This window comes from Lonsdalea britannica (assembly GCF_002111595.1).
Taxonomy (GTDB): domain Bacteria; phylum Pseudomonadota; class Gammaproteobacteria; order Enterobacterales; family Enterobacteriaceae; genus Lonsdalea; species Lonsdalea britannica.
This window is the reverse complement of record NZ_LUTN01000009.1, coordinates 90,207-108,246: the sequence shown is the minus strand read 5'-3', so window position 1 is coordinate 108,246 and position 18,040 is coordinate 90,207. Positions and strand designations below refer to the sequence as shown.

Sequence of the window (18,040 nt, the reverse complement as noted above, 5' to 3'; positions counted from 1 at the left end):
CTTAAATGTGATCTTTAGCACAATGACATGAAATCGAATGAAAAGTTGAGCGCCATTTTTGATCAAAATATGACATGCGCGAGCGCTCATCCGTGCAAGGCGGAGAGCGCTCCTGTCCTTAGTGCGCCATCAGCAGCAATAGCGGGAAGACGAACGGCGCGAGCAGCGACGTCATAATGCCGCAGATCACCAATGCCAGCGAACTGAACGCGCCTTCCTGAAAGTCGACTTCCGCGCAGCGGGCGGTGCCCAGCGCGTGGGACGCGGTGCCCATCGACAGCCCGCGCGCCGACTTCACTGTAATCTTCAGGCGGTTGAGCAGCGCATGGCCCATCACCGCGCCGAGAATGCCGACGAAGATCACGCAGACGGCGCTGATCGCGGGGATGCCGCCTATCGAGCTGGCGACCGCCATCGCGATGGGGGTGGTCACGGATTTGGGCAGGACCGACGCGGCGATTTCCGGCGTCGCGCCCAGCCACAACGCCACCAGCGTGCCGCTGACGATAGCGGTCAGGCTGCCGACAAAGCAGACTGTGATAATGGATTTCCACCGGGCGCGAATTTGATGAATTTGTTCATACAGCGGGAACGCCAGCGCAACCACGGCGGGCTGCAACAGGTTGTTCAGCACCTCGCTGCCTTTGAAATAGTGTTCGTAGGGGATACGCAGCAGCAGCAGAACGGGAATGATGATGAGCATGGACACCAGCAACGGATTCAGCAGCGGCATGTTCAGTTTTATCGCCACCCGGCGCGCGCCGAAAAACACCAGCAGCGTCAGCGGCAAGGACCACCATAAATAGGTCAGCATTGCTCTTTTTCCTTAGTTGCCTGCGTCGCTCCCGGCAGCGTTCTTTCCCTGTGCATGATCTGAGTGCAGTAACCGACCACCACCATCACAACCAGCGTACTGATCAAACACGAGACGACGATAGGACCAAACTGGCTGCGCAACAGATCGAAATAGCTCATCACGCCGACGCCAATGGGGACGAACAGCAAAGCCATATAGCGGATCAGCAGGTGACAACCGGGTCGGACCCAGTCGGCGGGAAGGATTTGCGAAGAGAGCAGGGCGAAAAGGATCAGCATGCCAATGATGCTGCCGGGGATAGTGATAGGCAGTAACGCGGATATCGTATTGCCTGCGTAAAGGCACAGGTAAATCAATACGAAAGCGCGTAAATACTGCCAGCAGAGTGTGATCGTATTACGCATGGGAGGATTCCTGATTAACTGAGGGGATTTATGATAGCGCTAACCGAAAGCCGGTGCTACGGGTTGCGCAGCACCGTTTCCCACAATGTAGAAACCGCTGTATTTTCACCAAGAAAAGCGGATTTAGTCGAACAATTCACTCTGCGATAAGGCTTCGGCGATGGCATCCGTCAGTCGGGATAACGCCTCTGCTGAAATAATATACGGCGGCATGAGATAGATCAGTTTACCGAAGGGGCGTATCCAGACACCTTTGTTAACAAAAAAGCGCTGCAGCCGCGCCATATTCACCGGCGCGACGGTTTCCACCACGCCGATGGCGCCGAGCACGCGGACGTCGGCCACGCGCGGAGAGGCTAGCAGCGGTAGTAGCGCGGCGCGCAGCTGCGCTTCGATGGCGGGCACCTGGGACGACCAGTTCCCTTCCTCTAGCAGCGCCAGGCTGGCGTTAGCGGCGGCGCAGGCAAGCGGGTTGCCCATAAAAGTGGGACCGTGCATGAAGCAGCCCGCGTCGCCGTCGCTGATGGTGTCGGCGATATGCCGGGTGGCGAGCGTCGCCGACAGCGTCATATAGCCGCCGGTCAGCGCCTTACCGAGACAAAGAATGTCCGGCGTGATGCCCGCATGTTCGCAGGCGAACAGCTTGCCGGTGCGGCCGAAGCCGGTGGCGATCTCATCGGCGATCAGCGGAATTCCGTACTGGTCACACAGCTGGCGTACCCGACGCAGATATTCGGGATGGTAGAACCGCATGCCGCCTGCGCCCTGCACGATAGGCTCCAGAATGACGGCTGCGATGCTGTCCGTCTGCTTTTCGATGAGCGCGACCAGTGAATCGGCATCCTCTTCTTGCCAGATATCGTCAAAACGACACTGCGGGGCATCGGCGAACAGGTGCGGCGGCAGATACCCCTGATAGAGGCTGTGCATCGAATTTTGCGGATCGCACACCGACATCGCGCCCAGCGTATCGCCGTGATAGCCGTGACGCAGCGTGACAAACTGGCGACGCGACTGTCCCTGCGCCTGCCAATACTGCAACGCCATCTTCATGGCGACCTCGACCGCCACCGAACCGGAATCCGCCAGAAACACGCACTCCAGCGCGTCCGGCGTCATCGCCACCAGCCGACGACACAGGTCGATGGCGGGCGCATGGGTGATGCCGCCGAACATGACGTGGGACATGTGGCCCAGCTGTTCCGTGACGGCCTGATTGATGCGGGGATGGTTATAGCCGTGGATCGCGGCCCACCAGGAGGACATGCCGTCCACCAGCGTGCGGCCATCCTCCAACTGGAGTTCGACACCGTGCGCGGCGCTCACCGGATAGCAGGGCAGGGGGTGGGTCATGGACGTGTAAGGGTGCCAGATATGGCGTTGGTCAAACTGGAGATCGTCTGGAGTGATCATAACTTGTCAACTAAATCTGTTTCAATTTGGTTGACAGTATATCCGCATAAATTACACTGACGAAATCTTTTTCACCCGGAGTTGTAGTGATGTCAGAACGTGTTCAATGGACGTTGGAACAGGCGCAAGACCTGTTTAATAAGCCCTTTCTGGAGCTGATGTATGAGGCGCAGACCGTTCACCGGCAGCATTTCGATCCGCGCCAGGTTCAGGTCAGCACGCTGCTGTCGATCAAGACCGGCGCCTGCCCCGAAGACTGCAAATATTGCCCCCAGAGTTCCCGTTATCGCACCGGCATCGAAACCGAACGTCTGATGCAGGTGGAGCAGGTGATGACCTCGGCCCGTCAGGCCAAGGCGGCGGGCTCGACCCGTTTCTGTATGGGGGCCGCCTGGAAAAACCCGCATGAGCGCGACATGCCCTATCTGGAAGAGATGGTGCGCGGCGTGAAAGAGCTGGGCATGGAAACCTGCATGACGCTGGGGACGTTGCAGGGCGATCAGGCGGAGCGACTGGCGGAAGCGGGGCTGGATTTTTACAACCATAACCTCGACACCTCGCCGGAATTCTACGGCAGCATCATCACGACCCGGACTTATCAGGAGCGTCTGGATACGCTCGGCAAAGTGCGCGAAGCGGGGATCAAAGTCTGTTCCGGCGGGATCATCGGTCTGGGCGAAACGGTACGCGACCGCGCCGGTCTGCTGGTGCAGCTGGCTAATCTGCCGACACCGCCGGAAAGTGTGCCGATCAACATGCTGGTCAAAGTCAAAGGCACGCCGCTGGCGGAAAACGATGATGTCGATCCGTTTGATTTCGTCCGCACCATCGCCGTCGCCCGCATCATGATGCCGACATCGCACGTCCGTCTGTCCGCCGGGCGCGAGCAGATGAGCGAGCAGACGCAGGCCATGTGCTTCATGGCCGGGGCGAACTCGATTTTCTACGGCTGCAAACTGTTGACCACCCCGAACCCGAAAGAAGACAAAGATTTGCAGCTGTTCCGCAAGCTGGGACTGAACCCGCAGCAGACCAGCACCGAGTACGGCGACAATCAGCAGCAACAGCATCTGACCGAGCAGTTGATGAACGCCGACACCGAGCAGTTCTACAACGCGGCGGTCTGAATGGGCTGGCAGCAACGAATCGAACGAGCGCTGACGCAGCGGCGCGAGGAGGGAGCCTACCGCCAGCGTCAGGTGAATGAATGCGGCGGCGGGCGTTGGCTGGAACGCAATGGTCACGGCTACCTTAATTTTTCCAGTAACGATTATCTCGCATCAGCCAGCATCCCGCGATAGTGCGCGCGTGGCAGCAGGGCGCTGAGCGTTTTGGCGTAGGCAGCGGCGGTTCGGGACATGTGACCGGCTACAGCGTCGCGCACGAAGCGCTGGAGCAGCAGCTGGCGGACTGGCTCGGCTACGATCGCGCGCTGTTGTTTATCTCCGGCTATGCCGCCAATCAGGCCGTGATCGCCGCGCTGGCGGAAGCCGGGGATCGCATCCTGGCGGACAAGCTGAGCCATGCGTCGCTGCTGGAGGCCGCCGCGCTGTCGCCCGCGACGTTACGCCGCTTCCCGCACAATCAGCCGGAGGGGCTGGAGCGTCTGTTGCGCTCGCCGTGCGACGGCCAGACGCTGGCGGTGACGGAAGGCATCTTCAGCATGGATGGGGATGCGGCGCCGCTGCCTGAACTGCAGGCGGCGAGCCGTCAGCACGGCGCGTGGCTGATGGTGGACGATGCGCATGGTATCGGCGTAGTGGGCGAGGAGGGGCGCGGCAGCTGCTGGAATCAGGCATTCAGCCTGAGCTGCTAATCGTCACCTTCGGTAAAGCGTTCGGCGCCAGCGGCGCGGCGGTGCTGTGTCGCCACGACGTCGCGGAGTATCTGACGCAGTTCGCCCGCCACCTCATCTATAGCACCTCAATGCCGCCCGCTCAGGCCTGCGCGCTGAGTGCGGCGCTGGACGTCGTGCGTCATGGCGACGACCTGCGGCAGCGTCTGACGGACAACATCGCCCACTTTCGTCACGGTGCCGCCGGGTTGGCCTATCAACTGCAAACGTCCCAGAGCGCGATCCAACCGCTGATCGTCGGCGACAATCACCACACGCTGGCGCTGTCCCAGACGTTGCGCGATCAGGGGCTGTGGGTCGGCGCGATGCGGCCGCCGACGGTGCCGCCGGGCACCTCTCGTCTGCGTATCACCTTGACCGCGAGTCATACGCCGCAGGACATCGACCGGCTGCTGGAGGTGTTGCATGACGCAGGCTGAGTCCCCCCATAAGCGGGCGATCGCGCGGGCGTTTGGCCGCGCCGCCACCCACTACGACCGCTTTTCCGAGCTACAGCGCGATAGCGGGGAGCGGCTGATGTCGCTGCTGGATGGTCACGCCGGGGTGGAATTGCTGGACGCGGGCTGCGGGACGGGCTATTTCAGCCGCCGCTGGCAGGCGCAGTGCAAACGCGTTACCGCGCTGGACCTGTCGTCGCAGATGTTGGCGGAAGCGCGACAGCAGGCGTCGGCGACCCACTATGTCTTGGGCGACATCGAACATCTGCCGTTACCGACGGCGAGCGTGGACCTGTGCTTCAGCAATCTGGCGATCCAGTGGTGCGACGACCTGTCGCGCGGGCTGGGCGAGCTGCATCGCGTGACGCGTCCTGGCGGCGCTATCGCCTTCTGTACGCTGGCGCAAGGCACGCTGACGGAGCTGGAAAGCGCATGGCAACGTCTGGATGGATCGCGTCGGGTCAATCGTTTCTTGACGGTGCCGGAGATTGAAGCGGCCTGCCAGCCCTATCGCCATCGGTTGGTCAGCGCGCCGATCACCTGCTATTTCCCCGATGTGCTGAGCCTGATGCGCTCGCTGAAGGGCGTCGGCGCGACCTGGCTGCACGAAGGACGCTCTTCCCGAGCCATTAATCGGGAACGGCTGCGGGCGCTGGCGGAGGTCTATCCGCGTGAGCCGCAAGGTTACCCTCTGACTTATCAACGGATGTTGGGAGTGATTGAACATGACTAAGCGCTGGTTCGTGACCGGCACGGACACCGACGTGGGCAAAACGGTCGCCAGCGCCGCGCTGTTACAGGCGGCCGGACGCGACGGGTATCTCACCGCGGGTTACAAGCCTGTGGCCTCCGGCTGCGACATGACGCCTGACGGGCTGCGCAATCGAGATGCATTGTGGCTACAGGCCAACAGTCGGCTGACGATGGCCTATGACGAGGTCAACCCGCTGGCTTTCGCCGAGCCGACATCGCCGCATATCGTCAGCGCAGACGAAGGGCGCCCGATCGAATTCGACGCGCTCAGCGCGGGGCTACGCGCGTTGACGGCCCGTTCGGAGTGGGTGTTAGTGGAAGGCGCTGGCGGATGGTTCACGCCGCTTTCGCCGTATCAGACGTATGCGGACTGGGTCGTGCAGGAGCAACTGCCGGTCATTCTGGTCGTTGGCGTCAAGCTGGGCTGCATCAATCACGCCATGCTCACCGCGCAGGCTGTGCAACAGGCCGGGCTAACGCTGGCGGGATGGATAGCCAATGACGTCGCTCCGCCCGGCAACCGTCATCAGGCTTATTTGCAGTCGCTTCAGCAGCAGATTCCTGCGCCGATGCTGGGTGAAATTCCGCATTTGACCGATCCTGAGCCGGGGCAGAACTTGGGGCAGTATCTGAACCTGGCTGCGCTCAGCACGTAATCGGCGACGAAAAGACTAAAGGTGCTAAAAATTGATAGGAAAAAGCATCTTGAAAAAAACTTTTTCAGGGTGATTTTGGGTGGTTTTTTTGACGTTAATCAACACACAAGCGCCTTTTTTCGCCTCGCCGGATCATCATTACGTCAGAAAATAAAGTTTAAAAAAATGGTTGCATCCCCATACAGTGAGTTCGGGTCTCTATCTCCAACTCAGGACCACCGGGCTCTTGTGGGAGTTATCCACCATTTCTGTGGATAACCGTGTGTATGAGGATTAGAAAAACGCATCCAGACGAGAGCTGGCGCGGGTTTTGCTCAGGTTGACGGTATTCTCGGCTTTTTGGTCAATGTAATAAAAATCAATAGCTTAATTAAAATCAAGCGTCATTTCTCGCGCCGCTGGCGAGTTGTGTAAATTCCGGTCAACGTTCAATACATTTTAATGTCACTGCGGTGACAGCTGGGGATAAGATGCATTTTCGCGCTGGCTAAGGCCATCGCAATATGCTATCGCGGCACACAAAACTTGAGGCTGGGGTTATATCCAGTATCATGTGGCTGGCATTCAACCCGATCGCTTTCCATACTGAGGAAGTCGACTTCGTGACCGACCGTCGTTTCTTTCATCTTCTCCAATCAGGTAGCCCAGCTCATGAGTAAAGAATTTAAACTGCATTCCGCCTACAAACCTGCAGGCGACCAGCCGGAAGCCATTCGCAGGCTAAAGGAAGGTCTGGAAGACGGTCTGGCACACCAGACGCTGCTGGGCGTTACCGGTTCAGGCAAGACCTTCACGGTGGCTAACGTCATCGCCGACCTCAACCGGCCCACGATGGTGCTGGCGCCCAATAAAACCCTGGCGGCGCAGCTGTATGGCGAAATGAAAGAGTTCTTCCCGGAGAACGCGGTGGAATATTTCGTCTCCTACTACGACTACTACCAACCGGAAGCCTACGTACCGAGTTCTGACACTTTCATCGAGAAAGATGCCTCGGTGAACGAGCATATCGAACAGATGCGTCTTTCCGCGACCAAAGCGCTGCTGGAGCGTCGCGATGTCGTGGTGGTGGCCTCCGTCTCGGCAATCTATGGTCTGGGTGACAAGGCGCTGTATCTGAAAATGATATTGCACCTGTCTCAGGGCATGTTGATCGGGCAGCGGGATATCCTGCGTCGATTGGCGGAATTGCAGTATGCCCGTAACGATCAGGCTTTCCAGCGCGGTACCTTTCGGGTACGCGGCGATGTCATCGACATCTATCCGGCGGAATCGGACGACGTGGCGCTCCGCGTGGAGCTGTTTGACGACGAAGTGGAACGGCTGTCGCTGTTTGATTCCCTGACCGGGCAGATCATCAGCAACGTGCCGCGTTTTACCATCTATCCCAAGACGCACTACGTCACGCCGCGCGAGCGTATTCTGCAGGCGATGGAAGAGATTAAGGACGAGCTGGGCGACCGTCGCAAAATCCTGCTCGCCAATAACAAGCTGCTGGAAGAGCAGCGCATTATGCAGCGCACTACGTTCGATCTGGAGATGATGAACGAGCTGGGCTACTGCTCCGGCATCGAAAACTACTCCCGCTATCTGTCCGGTCGCGGCCCGGGCGAGCCGCCGCCGACGCTGTTCGACTACCTGCCGGCGGACGGCCTGCTGGTGATCGATGAATCCCACGTCACAATTCCGCAGCTGGGCGGGATGTATCGCGGCGACCGGGCGCGCAAGGAAACGCTGGTCGAGTACGGTTTCCGTCTGCCGTCGGCGCTGGACAACCGACCGATGAAGTTTGAGGAGTTTGAGGCGCTCGCGCCGCAGAGCATCTATGTGTCGGCGACGCCGGGCAAGTACGAACTGGAGAAGTCTGGCGGCGAAGTTATCGATCAAGTCGTGCGTCCCACCGGTTTATTGGACCCGATCATCGAAGTGCGGCCGGTGTCCACGCAGGTGGACGATCTGCTGTCGGAAATCCGCAAGCGCGTCGCCATCAACGAGCGCGTGCTGGTCACGACGCTGACCAAGCGGATGGCGGAAGACCTGACGGAATATCTGGAGGAGCACGGCGAGCGTGTCCGCTACCTGCACTCGGATATCGATACGGTTGAGCGGGTGGAAATCATCCGCGACCTGCGACTCGGCGAGTTCGACGTGCTGGTCGGGATCAACCTGTTGCGAGAAGGGTTGGATATGCCGGAGGTCTCGCTGGTGGCGATCCTGGATGCGGATAAAGAAGGCTTCCTGCGTTCCGAGCGCTCATTAATTCAGACCATCGGACGTGCCGCGCGTAACCTGAACGGTAAAGCCATTCTTTACGGCGACAAGATCACCCCGTCGATGGAGCGTGCGATCTCGGAAACGCAGCGTCGTAGAGAGAAACAGCAGGAGCACAACGAACAGCACGGCATCGTGCCGCAGAAGCTCAACAAGAAAATCGGCGATATTCTGCAAATCGGCCAGTCGCCGAACCACAAGGGCAAGGGCCGTGGCCGTCAGGCCGCCGAGCCGGATGCGAGTTACGCACTGCTGACCCCGAAGGCGCTGGAGCAAAAGATCGCCCAGTTGGAAGCGCAAATGTTGAAACATGCGCAGAATCTGGAATTCGAGGACGCCGCCAACCTGCGCGACGAGGTTCAGGCGCTGCGGGCGCAGTTTATCGCCGCCTCGTAATGGCGGCATGATGACCTAGACGATCAAAAGGACCCGCGATGGATACGTTAACGTCAGGTATCGATGTGCTGTTTATCGCGGGCTTTGGCCCGATCACGACGTCGGCACCGGACAGCGCCGCGTTTTACGTCGATATGTTGCAGCTCCCTCTAAAACCCTATCCCGACAACCCGGACTATTTGCTCACCGATGCGCTGGATGGGGCGAAGCACTTTGCCCTCTGGCCGTTGGCGCAGGCCAGTGAGTCTTGCTTCGGCGACGAGCGTTGGCCGGAACAGTATCCGGTTCCCCAGAGCTGGCTGGAGTTCGAGGTGAGCGATCTCGCCGAGGCCACACAGCGCCTCAAACAGCAGGGCATTTCACTGCTGGTGGAAAACCGGCTGGAACCCTGGCAGCAACGGGTGACGCGATTCCTGAGTCCCGAGGGGATTTTAGTGGGACTCACCGTGACGCCGTGGCTGTGTCAGCCTGACGATACGCAACGCTAGCGCGGCGAGTCGTCCCGCATGCGCCGGGCGGCCTCCGCCTTCAGCGCGCTGCGGTCAATCTTATTGGTGCCCGCCAGCGGAAAACGGTCGAGCAGCCAGATGCGGCGGGGATGCAGGTAGGCCGCGCCGTGCGTCAGCGCAAACGCTTGAGCGTCTCTTCGTCAGACTGCCGTCCCGGACGTAAAATCACCCAGGCGACCGGCTTGGCGCCCTTGATCTCATCGTCCACCGGCACCACGCAGGCTTGTTGTACGTCCGGGTGGCGTTCCAGCAGTTGCTCCACCTCGCTCGGGTAGATATTTTCCCCTCCGCAGACAAACATATCGTCGTGACGACCCACAAAGGTGTAGAACCCCGCCTCGTCGCGCCGAAATATGTCGCCGGTGCGGTAGAAGCCATCCGGCGTGAACGGTGGGGGAATGTCCGGCCGCTGGTGATAACCCTGCATCAGCGCGGGGCTGTTGATCTCCAGTACGCCGTAGTCCGACAGCGTTCCATGCGCATCTCTCAATCGCAGCTGCACTTCCGGATGCGGATAGCCGGTCGCCAGCGGGGGCGGTTCCAGCCCGTCGGGAGGCGGGCCGAAAACCACCGGACCGCCTTCGGTTGTTCCGTAGGCGTTGATGATGCGGGCGGTGGGCAGTAAACGACGAATTTGCGTCAGCAGGCTGGCGCTGACCGGCGCCGATCCCATTCGCACCACGCGCACGCAGGTCATGTCGCTGCTCGCCAACAGGGCTTTCTCGTGCAGCATCATGGCGATCATCGGCGGCACGGCGGTCAGCCAGCTACAGCGAAAGTCATGAATGGCGCGAATGTAGGCCGGGGCGGTGAACTGCGGCAGGATCACCGCGCTGACGCCGCTTGCCAGCGATAACAGGATCAACGCCAGCGCATTCATATGGTAAAACGGCGCGGCGATCAGCAGCCGTTCCCCCTCAAGTTCGCCTGCGTCGCGGCGCGTCTGGACGACCCACCGGTGGCTGTCGTGCGTCAGACGCACGCCTTTGGGCATCCCGCTGGAGCCGGAGGTATACAGCAGCAGCGCCAGATCCTGCGGACGCGCCTGATACGGCGTCAACGGTCCGGGGTCGGCAAACGCGTGCCATGCGTCATCGCTGAAAGAGACGTACGGCAGCGCGGGCGGGAGACGGTGTCGCTGCGCCTCGTCGGCGAAGGCCAGCACGGCGCCGCTGTCTCGCACAATCGCGTGCAGGGTGTTGGTCGGCAGCTTGATGTTGATCGGGACCGCCACCAGCCCGGCGCGCAGGATGCCGAGCAGCGCGGTGATATAGGGTATGGAATTCAGTCCCAGAATCGCCACCCGACAGCCCGGTTCGAATCCACGCGCCAGCAGCGCGCGACCGATCGCATCGGCCTGTTGATTGAGCTGCTCATAGCGGTAGGTGAGGGCGGGCCCTTCATCCTGCGGGGCGATGAGCGCCGTCAACGGGCTGTTGCGTAGATTGGTGTCCAGTACGCCGAGGTTACGAGCGGTCATGGCAGAAACTCAAGTAGGTGGTTGAACATCGGGAGCGCGACGACCAGTTGTTCGGGCCGTTCGCTGACCGGCAAGCCGAGCGCCCGCGCGTTTTCAGCGATTTGCGGACGGTCGCCGCCGTGAAAACGAAGCGCCGCGAACTGGCTGTCTCGCGCGTCGTCGAGGGCGATCAGCGAGGGATAGCGTTGCGCAAAGGCGTCATGAGGGAGAAACGCCAGCGAGAATGACGGCGTCAGCGCGCCCAGCCCCCGATACTGCTGCGCCAGCGCGTCCGGATCGCGGCCCACCACGGTCAACTGGCCGATGCGCGTGACGCCGTTCGGATGCCGTAGCCACGGATCGCGCCAGACCAGCTCCGGCGTATGGTGCTGGCAGAAATAGATGCGCCCGGCGCTGAAGCTGCCTGCGGCGAGATACACGGTGCTGAAACGCGCCGCCAGCGCCTGTCCGTCCAACGTGACGGGGCGTGAGAAGTGGCTGACCGGCTGGGTGGCGAATCCCGCCGTCTGTAGCTGGTCGACGCTCGCGTCGATGTCCTGACTGCCGAACACCAGCCCGTCCAGACCGCCCGGCCCATCCAGCAGCTCCCGTCGCCGAGGCGCTTCGTCCGGCGGCAGGCCGAGGATCTCCAGATAGTGACCCTCGAACATGATGAGATGATTGATCGATCCCAACGAGTGGCGACCGCGCGGCGTGAGCGTAAAGCCCAGCTGTTGCAGGAGGGTCGCGGCCCGGTCGGTGTCGAATCGGGCATTAAGCACCACATGGTCCAGAGAGAGCGTCATTGATCGTGCCTCACGCGGTCGCCGTTGAATAGAGGCCGCGGCCGCTGGCGACCAGACGTCCCTCGGCGTCAAACAGCTCGGCTTCCGCGCAGGAAACCTGTTTGCCGAGTTTGATCACCCGACCCCGGGCGCGCAGATCGCCACGTGCCGGACGGTGATAGTCCACGTGCAGGTTCAGGGTGGGCACGCCGTGGCCGGTAAAGGCCACCAGCGCCCAGTCGGCGGTGAGGTCGATGAGGGCGGCGAGGATGCCGCCGTGGGTGTAGCCGCCCGCCGGATTAACGACCCACTCTTCACGCCAGCGTGCGGTGAGCTCAATCTCGCCGTCGCCGACGGCGACAACGCTCAGGCCCAGCCACTGATGATAAGGGCCTGCCAGCAGGCGGGCCTGAACGTCGGCGATATCTAAGGGTGTAGAGACTGCGTCATGGGCTTTACCTTTTTAGTCGGAGAATTGCCCTCAGGGCGTCACGATAACCTTGCCGAGGACTTCGCGATCGCGGATCAGCCTCAGCCCTTCCGCTGCCTGTTCCAGCGGGATAATGCGGTCAATCAGCGGGTCGATTTCACCGCGCGCCACCTGATCGAGGAGGGAGACCAAATCTTCCTGGTAGAAGCTGTTGGAGCCTTTGATGTTCAGCTCGAAGCTCCACACGTAGCGTAAATCCTCCTGCGGGTCGTATCCGGCGGTCGCGCCGCAGACCAGCAGCAGGCCGCCGCGTTTCAGGCAGCGCAGCGATGGACGCCAGGTGTCCCCGCCGGTGAAATTGATGACCACGTCCACGCCGCCTTCATAGGTGCGTCGTTGGGGCTTGCCGAAGGTGGCGATGGCCCAGCGCGAGAAGTCCGTTTCCCGGTAGTTGACGATGTGATCGGCACCCAAGGCCCGCAGCGCTCCGCCTTTTTCATCGCTGCCCACGCAGGCGATGACCTCCGCGCCGAGTCGTTTCGCCAGCACCACGCAGGCGGAACCGACGCCGCCGCTGGCGCCAAGGATCAGCACGCGGTCGCCCGACTTGATCGTGTGGTGGGTGATCAGCATGCGATGGGCGGTGCCGTAGGCGACCGGTAAGGCCGCTGCCTGAGCGAAGCTGACGCTGTCGGGCAGGGCGATGAGCTGGGCGGCGTCGGCCAGCGCATACTCGGCCATACCGCCGTCAATCATTTCGCCCATCAGCCCGACATCGGGCTTGAGCGGATTGACCAGCACGCGGTCTCCGATGCGCCAGCCGTCGACGCCGTCGCCGATGTCGACGAGGGTGCCCGCCAAATCCAGACCCGGAACCACGGGCAGTGGAATAGTGATTCCGGGCATGCCTATCACGGTGAAGACGTCGTGATAGTTGAATGACGAGGCGCCCACGCGCAGCACGACGTGGCCGGGTTGCGGCGTCGGCCGCGGATGCGTGTCAACGACCTGTAGCTGGTCGAGATCGCCGTGCTGTGTCAGCACCAGCGCTTTCATATTTTTGCTCACGAAAAGTCTCCTGTCGGGCGGTTAGTTGGCCTGAGGGGCGATGGTTTTTGACTGCTGATACGGACCGGTCACAAACAGGTTGTCGTTCAGCGTGCCTTTGATGGCGCCACTGTCGAGGAACACCTTGTGCTGCAGTTTCAGCGTGTCGATATCCGCCGGTTCAAACGACAGGCGGTTCATGCTCTGCCAACGGCCGACATAGACTTCGGCGTCTTTGCGGGGGAGATTGGCGTGGGTTTGCAGCAGTTGCACCACCTGTTGCGGATGGTCCTGACCCCAGCTCAGCGTATCGCGTAGCGAAGCAATCACGCGGGCCACGGCGTCGGGATGCTGTTCGATAAATTCGCTGCGCACGGCGCCCACGCCGATGTAGGGGACCGCATCGCTGTGCGTAATTTTCCGCCACTCGTCTGCGAAGCTGCCGAGCGGTCGGGTGTGCAGATCGTCCAGCTGTCCGATGGTGACCGAACGCAGCGCGGCGGCGTCTACCTGCTTCTGCGAGAGGAACTGCGCCAGCCGTGATTCGTTGCCCCCGACCAGCGAGAAGTCCGCGGGCTTGATGCCATAGTTGCGGTTAAGGATGGCGCTGGCGATCACTGCGACCGAGGAGCCGGCAGGCGACATGCCGATCTTTTTGCCTTTCAACTGCGCCAACGAGGTGATGGGAGAGTCCTGCGGGACGACAAACTGGACGTCGGCGGGCTGCGTGGCGGCGAAAATCTTCACCGGCACGCCCTCGGCGGCAGTACTGAAGATTCCGGCCAGCGGGGCGCCAAAGGCCAGATCGATAGAGCCGGAGGCCAGCGCCTTCACCGGCGCGTTGACGTCGGGAAAGTGAATGAATTCGGCGTCGATGCCGTGACGCGCCAGAAACTCGGTGCTTTCCAGCACGGCGCCGTACCCGAGGCTGACGCCGCTGGTCCAGTAGCCGATGCGGACTTTCTCCGCCGCCGAGGCGGCATGGGCGAACAGCGTCCCCGCGACCATCAGGGCCGCAACCACTTTTATTTTCATCATGTTATTCCCGGGTCAGTTTTTTCCAGCGGAACAAACGCCGTTCCAGCGGTTTAAGAATTCCCCCCTCTAGCAGCAGCATGAGAGAGACCAGAAGTACCGTCCAGGCGAAGACCTGATCGGTTTGAACCAGATCGCCCGCCTGTCGCAGGCGATAGCCGATGCCGTTGGACGCGCCCAGCGTTTCGGCCACCAGCGAGACGCGCCAGCCGAAGCCAAAGGCCAGTCGCGCGCCGGAGAAGAAGTAGGGCAGGATCGTCGGCAGGTAGATTTTCAGCAGCGTCTGCCAGCGGTTCATGCGGAAGCTGCGCGCCAGTTCGAGATACTGCGACTCCACCGTTTGCGCGCCCTGCCAGACGTTGGTCAGGATCAGCGGCATCGCGGTCATGAACACCACGAACACCGTCGTCGCGTTGGAGATGCCGAACCAGATAATGGCGAAGATCGCCAGATGGCCGAAGAGACGCTGTTGAACACCGCCAGCAGCGGCTCGAAAAACTGCGCCAGACGCCGACTCGCGCCGAGCGCTAAGCCCAACGGCGTACCGACCAGCGTCGCGAAAGCAAAGCCCAACGCCACGCGCGACAGCGTGATGCCGACGTCCTCCAGCAGCGTGCCGCTACGCCAAAGCATGGCCAGCGCCTGCGCGGTTTTTTCCGGCCCCGGCAAGATGAAGGCGGGCATCCGCAGCGCCAATAACCACCACGCCAGCAGGAAAATCGCCAGTAGAGTGACGCGCTGTAAGATCAGCGTGGACAGCGAACGTGAGCGCGTCATGTCAGACCTCCATCCGCAGCAGACGAACCTGTTCGCTGACCGCCTGACTGGTCGGCAGACGCGGGCGCGCGAACTCAATGTGCTGGATGTGATGAACGCGGCCGGGATTGGGTTTGAATATCATCACCCGGTTCGCCAGCACGACGGCCTCTTCGACTTCGTGCGTGACCAGCACGATAGCCATTCCGGTCAGACGCTGGATGCGCAGGATTTCGTCGTGCATGGTGCTGCGCGTTTGCGGGTCCAGTTTGGAGAAGGGTTCGTCCATCAGCAGGATCTCCGGCTGCGTCACCAGACTGCGCGCCAGCGCGACCCGGCTGCGCATTCCGCCGGAGAGCTGATAAGGCCAGTAGCGAGCGAAGGCGGACAGCCCCACCAATTCCAGTGCCTCAGTCACTCGACGTCGCCGTTCGGTCGGACTGAGCCGCAGTGTCTCCAGACCGAAATTCACGTTCTGCTGTACGGTGCGCCACGGCAACAGGCGATCTTCCTGAAACAGATAGCCGATGCGCTGCCAGTGCCGGAAGTGCGCGGCGGGTTCGCCCTGAATCATCAGCGTCCCCTGATCGGCGTCTTCCAGCCCGGACAAGATGTTGAGCAGGGTGCTTTTCCCGCAGCCGGACGGGCCGAGCAGCGCCAGAATTTCTCCCTGACCGAGCGTCAGGGAGACGTTGCGCAGCACCGGGAGCGCGCCGAAGGTTTTATCAATGCCTCGCGCTTCTAGCGGAAATGCAAACGGGGTGTCGTGCGGTTGGAAACTCATGGCTGAAGTCTCCGTTCAAGAATGGGCAGCAATGCGCCGTCGCGGCTCAGCGTGGCGTAGACTTTTTCCAACGTCATCGTCTGAAAGGTTTCGATATGGCGGCGGGCGATTAGCTCTACCCGCTTGGCATCGCCCTGACTGAATGCCTCGATCATCGCATTGTGGTCGTGTTTGATTTCCGGCTTGGTGCCCTGCACGTTGAAGCCCAGCGCCACCAGCCGCGCCATTTCGTCCATCAGGCTCGACAGCATGGCGATCAGATGATGGTTGCCGGAGGCCTGGGCGATGGTCAGATGAAAGCGTTTATTGGCGTTCATGAAGACGTCGATTTGCCGGGAAAGCGGCGCGCTGATCTCCTCCCGGCAGGCGGCCTCCAGACGGCGCAGTTCATCGAGATCGACCCGGCCCACCGCCAGACGCGCGGCCAGCGGTTCCAGCTGAGCGCGGATGGTGAAGATTTCCTCGACGTCCTGCACCGTGACCGGCGCAATCTGATACCCCTTGCGCGGACGGGAACGGATCAGGTTTTCATGGCACAGCCGCGCCAGCGCCACCCGACAGGTGCTTTTGCCGATATCGTAGCGTTCCATCAACGCCTGTTCGGTGATCATGGCCCCCGGTAGCAGCTTGCAGCACAGGACATCGCGACGAATACGTTCCCACGCGCTGTCGGCCTGAGATTGCGGTGCGCTGTCTTTGGCCTGCGATATCACCATCTGGAGATCCTCAATGGACGCTGTGAGCTGCTCACAGAGCGGGGTTGGGACGCTTAATTGAGGGCCAGTCTATGAAGCAGAAAAGAGAACCACCACCAAGAAATATGGCGATAGATATGCACATAAGGTCTTAACTGAGCAGCCCAGACAAAGACCCGTTCGGAATCAACAGGACGCGTGCAATCATCCTGTCATCGCGGCGGCTGAGGGCGCGTTGACGGGGCAAACATGACGGTGAAGGGGATAACATTCAGGGCGGCAAAACGGTCACCGTCGAGATGACGGCAACCTTATCCAAAAGTGTCTGCGTAGGGGTAAATCGGTTCGGAAAACAGGGTCAGGCGGTTTGACGATGAAGGTTTAACGCCAGCTGTTCCTGCGTGTGGGCGATAGCCTCGCGCAGCAATTGACGGTCGTGGTGGTGGGGGACGTCAGCCGCCGCCAACGGTTGCTGGATCAGCAGGCGATCTGAGAGGGCATCCGTGTTCATCTGCGGACCGAGGATCACCGCGTCGATAATCCGTCGACCCACTTTGGCTTCAATCATTTCTATCTGATGTGAGGTGGTGAGCTGCGAAGCCGCCGGGCTGAGCTCCTGATCCAGATTGGCGATATAGACCATCGGCGCGCTGCTGTGGTAGAGGGCGACGGTCAGATCTTCCAGCAGCAGCAAGGGCATCAGGCTGGTCAGGAAACTGCCGGGGCCGATAAGCAGCAGATCGGCGTTGGCGATGGCGTCCAGCGCTTCGCGCGTGGCGGTCACGGCGGGAAACAGGCGCAGATCCTGCGGCAATGTCGCCAGCTGATCGACGGCGACTTCGCCATAGACCGGAAGGCCCTGCGCGTCCGTCGCCAGCAGGTCGGCGGATTGCTCGGACATCGGGATCAGTTCGGCGTCAATCTGTAGCAAATTGCGGATGAGATTAATCGCCTCCAGCGGGCGGACGCTGAGATTGTCCAGCGCCTTGAGCATCAGATTGCCCAGATTGTGCCCGGCCAGTTCGCCGCTGCCGCCGAAGCGGTATTCGAACATGGCGGAGGCCGCGCTAGGCGTGGTGATCAGCTGATTTAGGCAGTTGCGCGTATCGCCCCAGGCGATGCCGCCTTCGGAGCGACGGATGCGGCCGGTCGATCCGCCGTTATCCGTGGTGGTGACGATGCCGGTCAGGCGTGAGCCGAGAAAAGAAAGTGAAGACATTACGCGCCCCAGACCGTGTCCACCTCCCAAAGCCACCACGCGCTGGAGATCGGTCAACGTGAGATTACGCATAGATGCCTCACCTAATTAAATAAATAAAAAAACGTAGCGGATATATATCACACTGCCCGCCGGTCGCGCATCACGCACAAGGAAAATTGTGCTGAAAAAGCGGGGCTTAACGGTGCGGCGCGCGACTTGCCACACGCTCGGGGCAGACACTGTGGGGAACGACCAGGCCGAGTTTTGCCGGGGCGAGCCATGCCATCGGAATAAAAGAAAAATCCGCTATATACAGATATATACACCGTATTTTCAGTGA

General features: G+C 61.0%; 18 protein-coding genes and 1 pseudogene. 6 read left to right on the top strand and 13 right to left on the bottom strand.

All coding sequences use genetic code 11. The features are described 5' to 3' along the window. Nucleotides 1-118: 118 nt before the first annotated feature. The 3 genes from AU509_RS09515 to bioA form a co-directional block, all read right to left on the bottom strand. Nucleotides 119-814, bottom strand: a complete 696-nt coding sequence (locus AU509_RS09515) for a CidB/LrgB family autolysis modulator (RefSeq protein ID WP_085651554.1) — start codon at nt 812-814, stop codon at nt 119-121. Beyond that, a complete protein-coding gene (locus AU509_RS09510) occupies nt 808-1,221 on the bottom strand; it encodes a CidA/LrgA family protein (protein WP_085651555.1) in 414 nt (137 codons plus the stop codon). The genes AU509_RS09515 and AU509_RS09510 overlap by 7 nt, the downstream gene beginning before the upstream one ends. Nucleotides 1,222-1,344: 123 nt before the next feature. Next, nucleotides 1,345-2,631, bottom strand: coding sequence for an adenosylmethionine--8-amino-7-oxononanoate transaminase (bioA, locus tag AU509_RS09505; RefSeq protein ID WP_100053513.1), 1,287 nt, complete (start codon nt 2,629-2,631; stop codon nt 1,345-1,347). A gap of 92 nt (nt 2,632-2,723) precedes the next feature. Here bioA and bioB point away from each other — a divergent pair, with 92 nt between their 5' ends. The 6 genes and pseudogenes from bioB (at nt 2,724) to AU509_RS09475 (ending at nt 9,487) form a co-directional block, all read left to right on the top strand. Beyond that, entirely contained in the window at nt 2,724-3,761 is a 1,038-nt protein-coding gene (gene bioB, locus AU509_RS09500; protein ID WP_085651557.1) for a biotin synthase BioB, read from the top strand. Next, nucleotides 3,762-4,908 (top strand): annotated as a pseudogene (gene bioF / locus AU509_RS09495) (8-amino-7-oxononanoate synthase). Continuing rightward, a complete protein-coding gene (bioC, locus tag AU509_RS09490; RefSeq protein WP_094118213.1) occupies nt 4,895-5,659 on the top strand; it encodes a malonyl-ACP O-methyltransferase BioC in 765 nt (254 codons plus the stop codon). Before bioF ends, bioC begins: the two are co-directional and overlap by 14 nt. After that, on the top strand, nt 5,652-6,335 hold the full coding sequence (bioD, locus tag AU509_RS09485) for a dethiobiotin synthase (RefSeq protein ID WP_094118212.1): 684 nt from the start codon (nt 5,652-5,654) through the stop codon (nt 6,333-6,335). The genes bioC and bioD overlap by 8 nt, the downstream gene beginning before the upstream one ends. Before the next feature lie 651 nt (nt 6,336-6,986). Beyond that, entirely contained in the window at nt 6,987-8,999 is a 2,013-nt protein-coding gene (gene uvrB / locus AU509_RS09480; RefSeq protein WP_094118211.1) for an excinuclease ABC subunit UvrB, read from the top strand. A 38-nt stretch (nt 9,000-9,037) separates the two neighbouring features. Beyond that, nucleotides 9,038-9,487, top strand: coding sequence for a VOC family protein (locus AU509_RS09475; protein WP_094118210.1), 450 nt, complete (start codon nt 9,038-9,040; stop codon nt 9,485-9,487). 133 nt (nt 9,488-9,620) lie between these two features. On the opposite strand, the gene AU509_RS09470 is transcribed toward AU509_RS09475, so the two are convergent. From AU509_RS09470 to yvcK, 10 genes are all read right to left on the bottom strand, one after another. Continuing rightward, nucleotides 9,621-10,988, bottom strand: a complete 1,368-nt coding sequence (locus AU509_RS09470; protein WP_217809659.1) for a class I adenylate-forming enzyme family protein — start codon at nt 10,986-10,988, stop codon at nt 9,621-9,623. Beyond that, nucleotides 10,985-11,773: a VOC family protein gene (locus tag AU509_RS09465; protein WP_094118209.1), complete on the bottom strand. Its 789-nt coding sequence runs from the start codon at nt 11,771-11,773 to the stop codon at nt 10,985-10,987. Before AU509_RS09465 ends, AU509_RS09470 begins: the two co-directional genes overlap by 4 nt. 10 nt (nt 11,774-11,783) lie before the next feature. After that, nucleotides 11,784-12,092: a PaaI family thioesterase gene (locus tag AU509_RS09460; protein WP_254901555.1), complete on the bottom strand. Its 309-nt coding sequence runs from the start codon at nt 12,090-12,092 to the stop codon at nt 11,784-11,786. Between the two features lie 141 nt (nt 12,093-12,233). After that, on the bottom strand, nt 12,234-13,250 hold the full coding sequence (locus tag AU509_RS09455; protein WP_094118207.1) for a quinone oxidoreductase family protein: 1,017 nt from the start codon (nt 13,248-13,250) through the stop codon (nt 12,234-12,236). Between the two features lie 21 nt (nt 13,251-13,271). Next, the gene (locus tag AU509_RS09450; RefSeq protein WP_244200962.1) at nt 13,272-14,267 is read right to left on the bottom strand and encodes an ABC transporter substrate-binding protein; all 996 of its coding nucleotides are present in this window, start codon (nt 14,265-14,267) and stop codon (nt 13,272-13,274) included. A gap of 1 nt (nt 14,268) precedes the next feature. Next, nucleotides 14,269-14,652 carry an ABC transporter permease gene (locus AU509_RS18310; protein WP_254901554.1) on the bottom strand — a complete coding sequence of 128 codons (384 nt, stop codon included), beginning with the start codon at nt 14,650-14,652 and terminating at the stop codon, nt 14,269-14,271. Further along, on the bottom strand, nt 14,649-15,041 hold the full coding sequence (locus AU509_RS18305) for an ABC transporter permease (protein WP_217809658.1): 393 nt from the start codon (nt 15,039-15,041) through the stop codon (nt 14,649-14,651). Before AU509_RS18305 ends, AU509_RS18310 begins: the two co-directional genes overlap by 4 nt. 1 nt (nt 15,042) lies before the next feature. Further along, nucleotides 15,043-15,804, bottom strand: coding sequence for an ABC transporter ATP-binding protein (locus tag AU509_RS09440; RefSeq protein WP_094118206.1), 762 nt, complete (start codon nt 15,802-15,804; stop codon nt 15,043-15,045). Continuing rightward, a complete protein-coding gene (locus AU509_RS09435) occupies nt 15,801-16,520 on the bottom strand; it encodes a GntR family transcriptional regulator (RefSeq protein WP_094118205.1) in 720 nt (239 codons plus the stop codon). Before AU509_RS09435 ends, AU509_RS09440 begins: the two co-directional genes overlap by 4 nt. Nucleotides 16,521-16,857: 337 nt before the next feature. Further along, a complete protein-coding gene (gene yvcK, locus AU509_RS09430; protein ID WP_085651570.1) occupies nt 16,858-17,790 on the bottom strand; it encodes a uridine diphosphate-N-acetylglucosamine-binding protein YvcK in 933 nt (310 codons plus the stop codon). Nucleotides 17,791-18,040: the final 250 nt, after the last annotated feature.

What these genes read in the sequence shown, in the direction of transcription:
- AU509_RS09515 (WP_085651554.1), bottom strand. Translation starts at nt 814, where the DNA reads ATGCTGACCTATTTATGGTGGTCCTTGCCGCTGACGCTGCTGGTGTTT.
- AU509_RS09510 (WP_085651555.1), bottom strand. Translation starts at nt 1,221, where the DNA reads ATGCGTAATACGATCACACTCTGCTGGCAGTATTTACGCGCTTTCGTA.
- bioB (WP_085651557.1), top strand. Translation starts at nt 2,724, where the DNA reads ATGTCAGAACGTGTTCAATGGACGTTGGAACAGGCGCAAGACCTGTTT.
- bioC (WP_094118213.1), top strand. Translation starts at nt 4,895, where the DNA reads ATGACGCAGGCTGAGTCCCCCCATAAGCGGGCGATCGCGCGGGCGTTT.
- bioD (WP_094118212.1), top strand. Translation starts at nt 5,652, where the DNA reads ATGACTAAGCGCTGGTTCGTGACCGGCACGGACACCGACGTGGGCAAA.
- uvrB (WP_094118211.1), top strand. Translation starts at nt 6,987, where the DNA reads ATGAGTAAAGAATTTAAACTGCATTCCGCCTACAAACCTGCAGGCGAC.
- AU509_RS09475 (WP_094118210.1), top strand. Translation starts at nt 9,038, where the DNA reads ATGGATACGTTAACGTCAGGTATCGATGTGCTGTTTATCGCGGGCTTT.
- AU509_RS09470 (WP_217809659.1), bottom strand. Translation starts at nt 10,988, where the DNA reads ATGACCGCTCGTAACCTCGGCGTACTGGACACCAATCTACGCAACAGC.
- AU509_RS09465 (WP_094118209.1), bottom strand. Translation starts at nt 11,773, where the DNA reads ATGACGCTCTCTCTGGACCATGTGGTGCTTAATGCCCGATTCGACACC.
- AU509_RS09450 (WP_244200962.1), bottom strand. Translation starts at nt 14,267, where the DNA reads ATGATGAAAATAAAAGTGGTTGCGGCCCTGATGGTCGCGGGGACGCTG.
- AU509_RS18310 (WP_254901554.1), bottom strand. Translation starts at nt 14,652, where the DNA reads ATGACCGCGATGCCGCTGATCCTGACCAACGTCTGGCAGGGCGCGCAA.
- AU509_RS18305 (WP_217809658.1), bottom strand. Translation starts at nt 15,041, where the DNA reads ATGACGCGCTCACGTTCGCTGTCCACGCTGATCTTACAGCGCGTCACT.
- AU509_RS09440 (WP_094118206.1), bottom strand. Translation starts at nt 15,804, where the DNA reads ATGAGTTTCCAACCGCACGACACCCCGTTTGCATTTCCGCTAGAAGCG.
- AU509_RS09435 (WP_094118205.1), bottom strand. Translation starts at nt 16,520, where the DNA reads ATGGTGATATCGCAGGCCAAAGACAGCGCACCGCAATCTCAGGCCGAC.
- yvcK (WP_085651570.1), bottom strand. Translation starts at nt 17,790, where the DNA reads ATGCGTAATCTCACGTTGACCGATCTCCAGCGCGTGGTGGCTTTGGGA.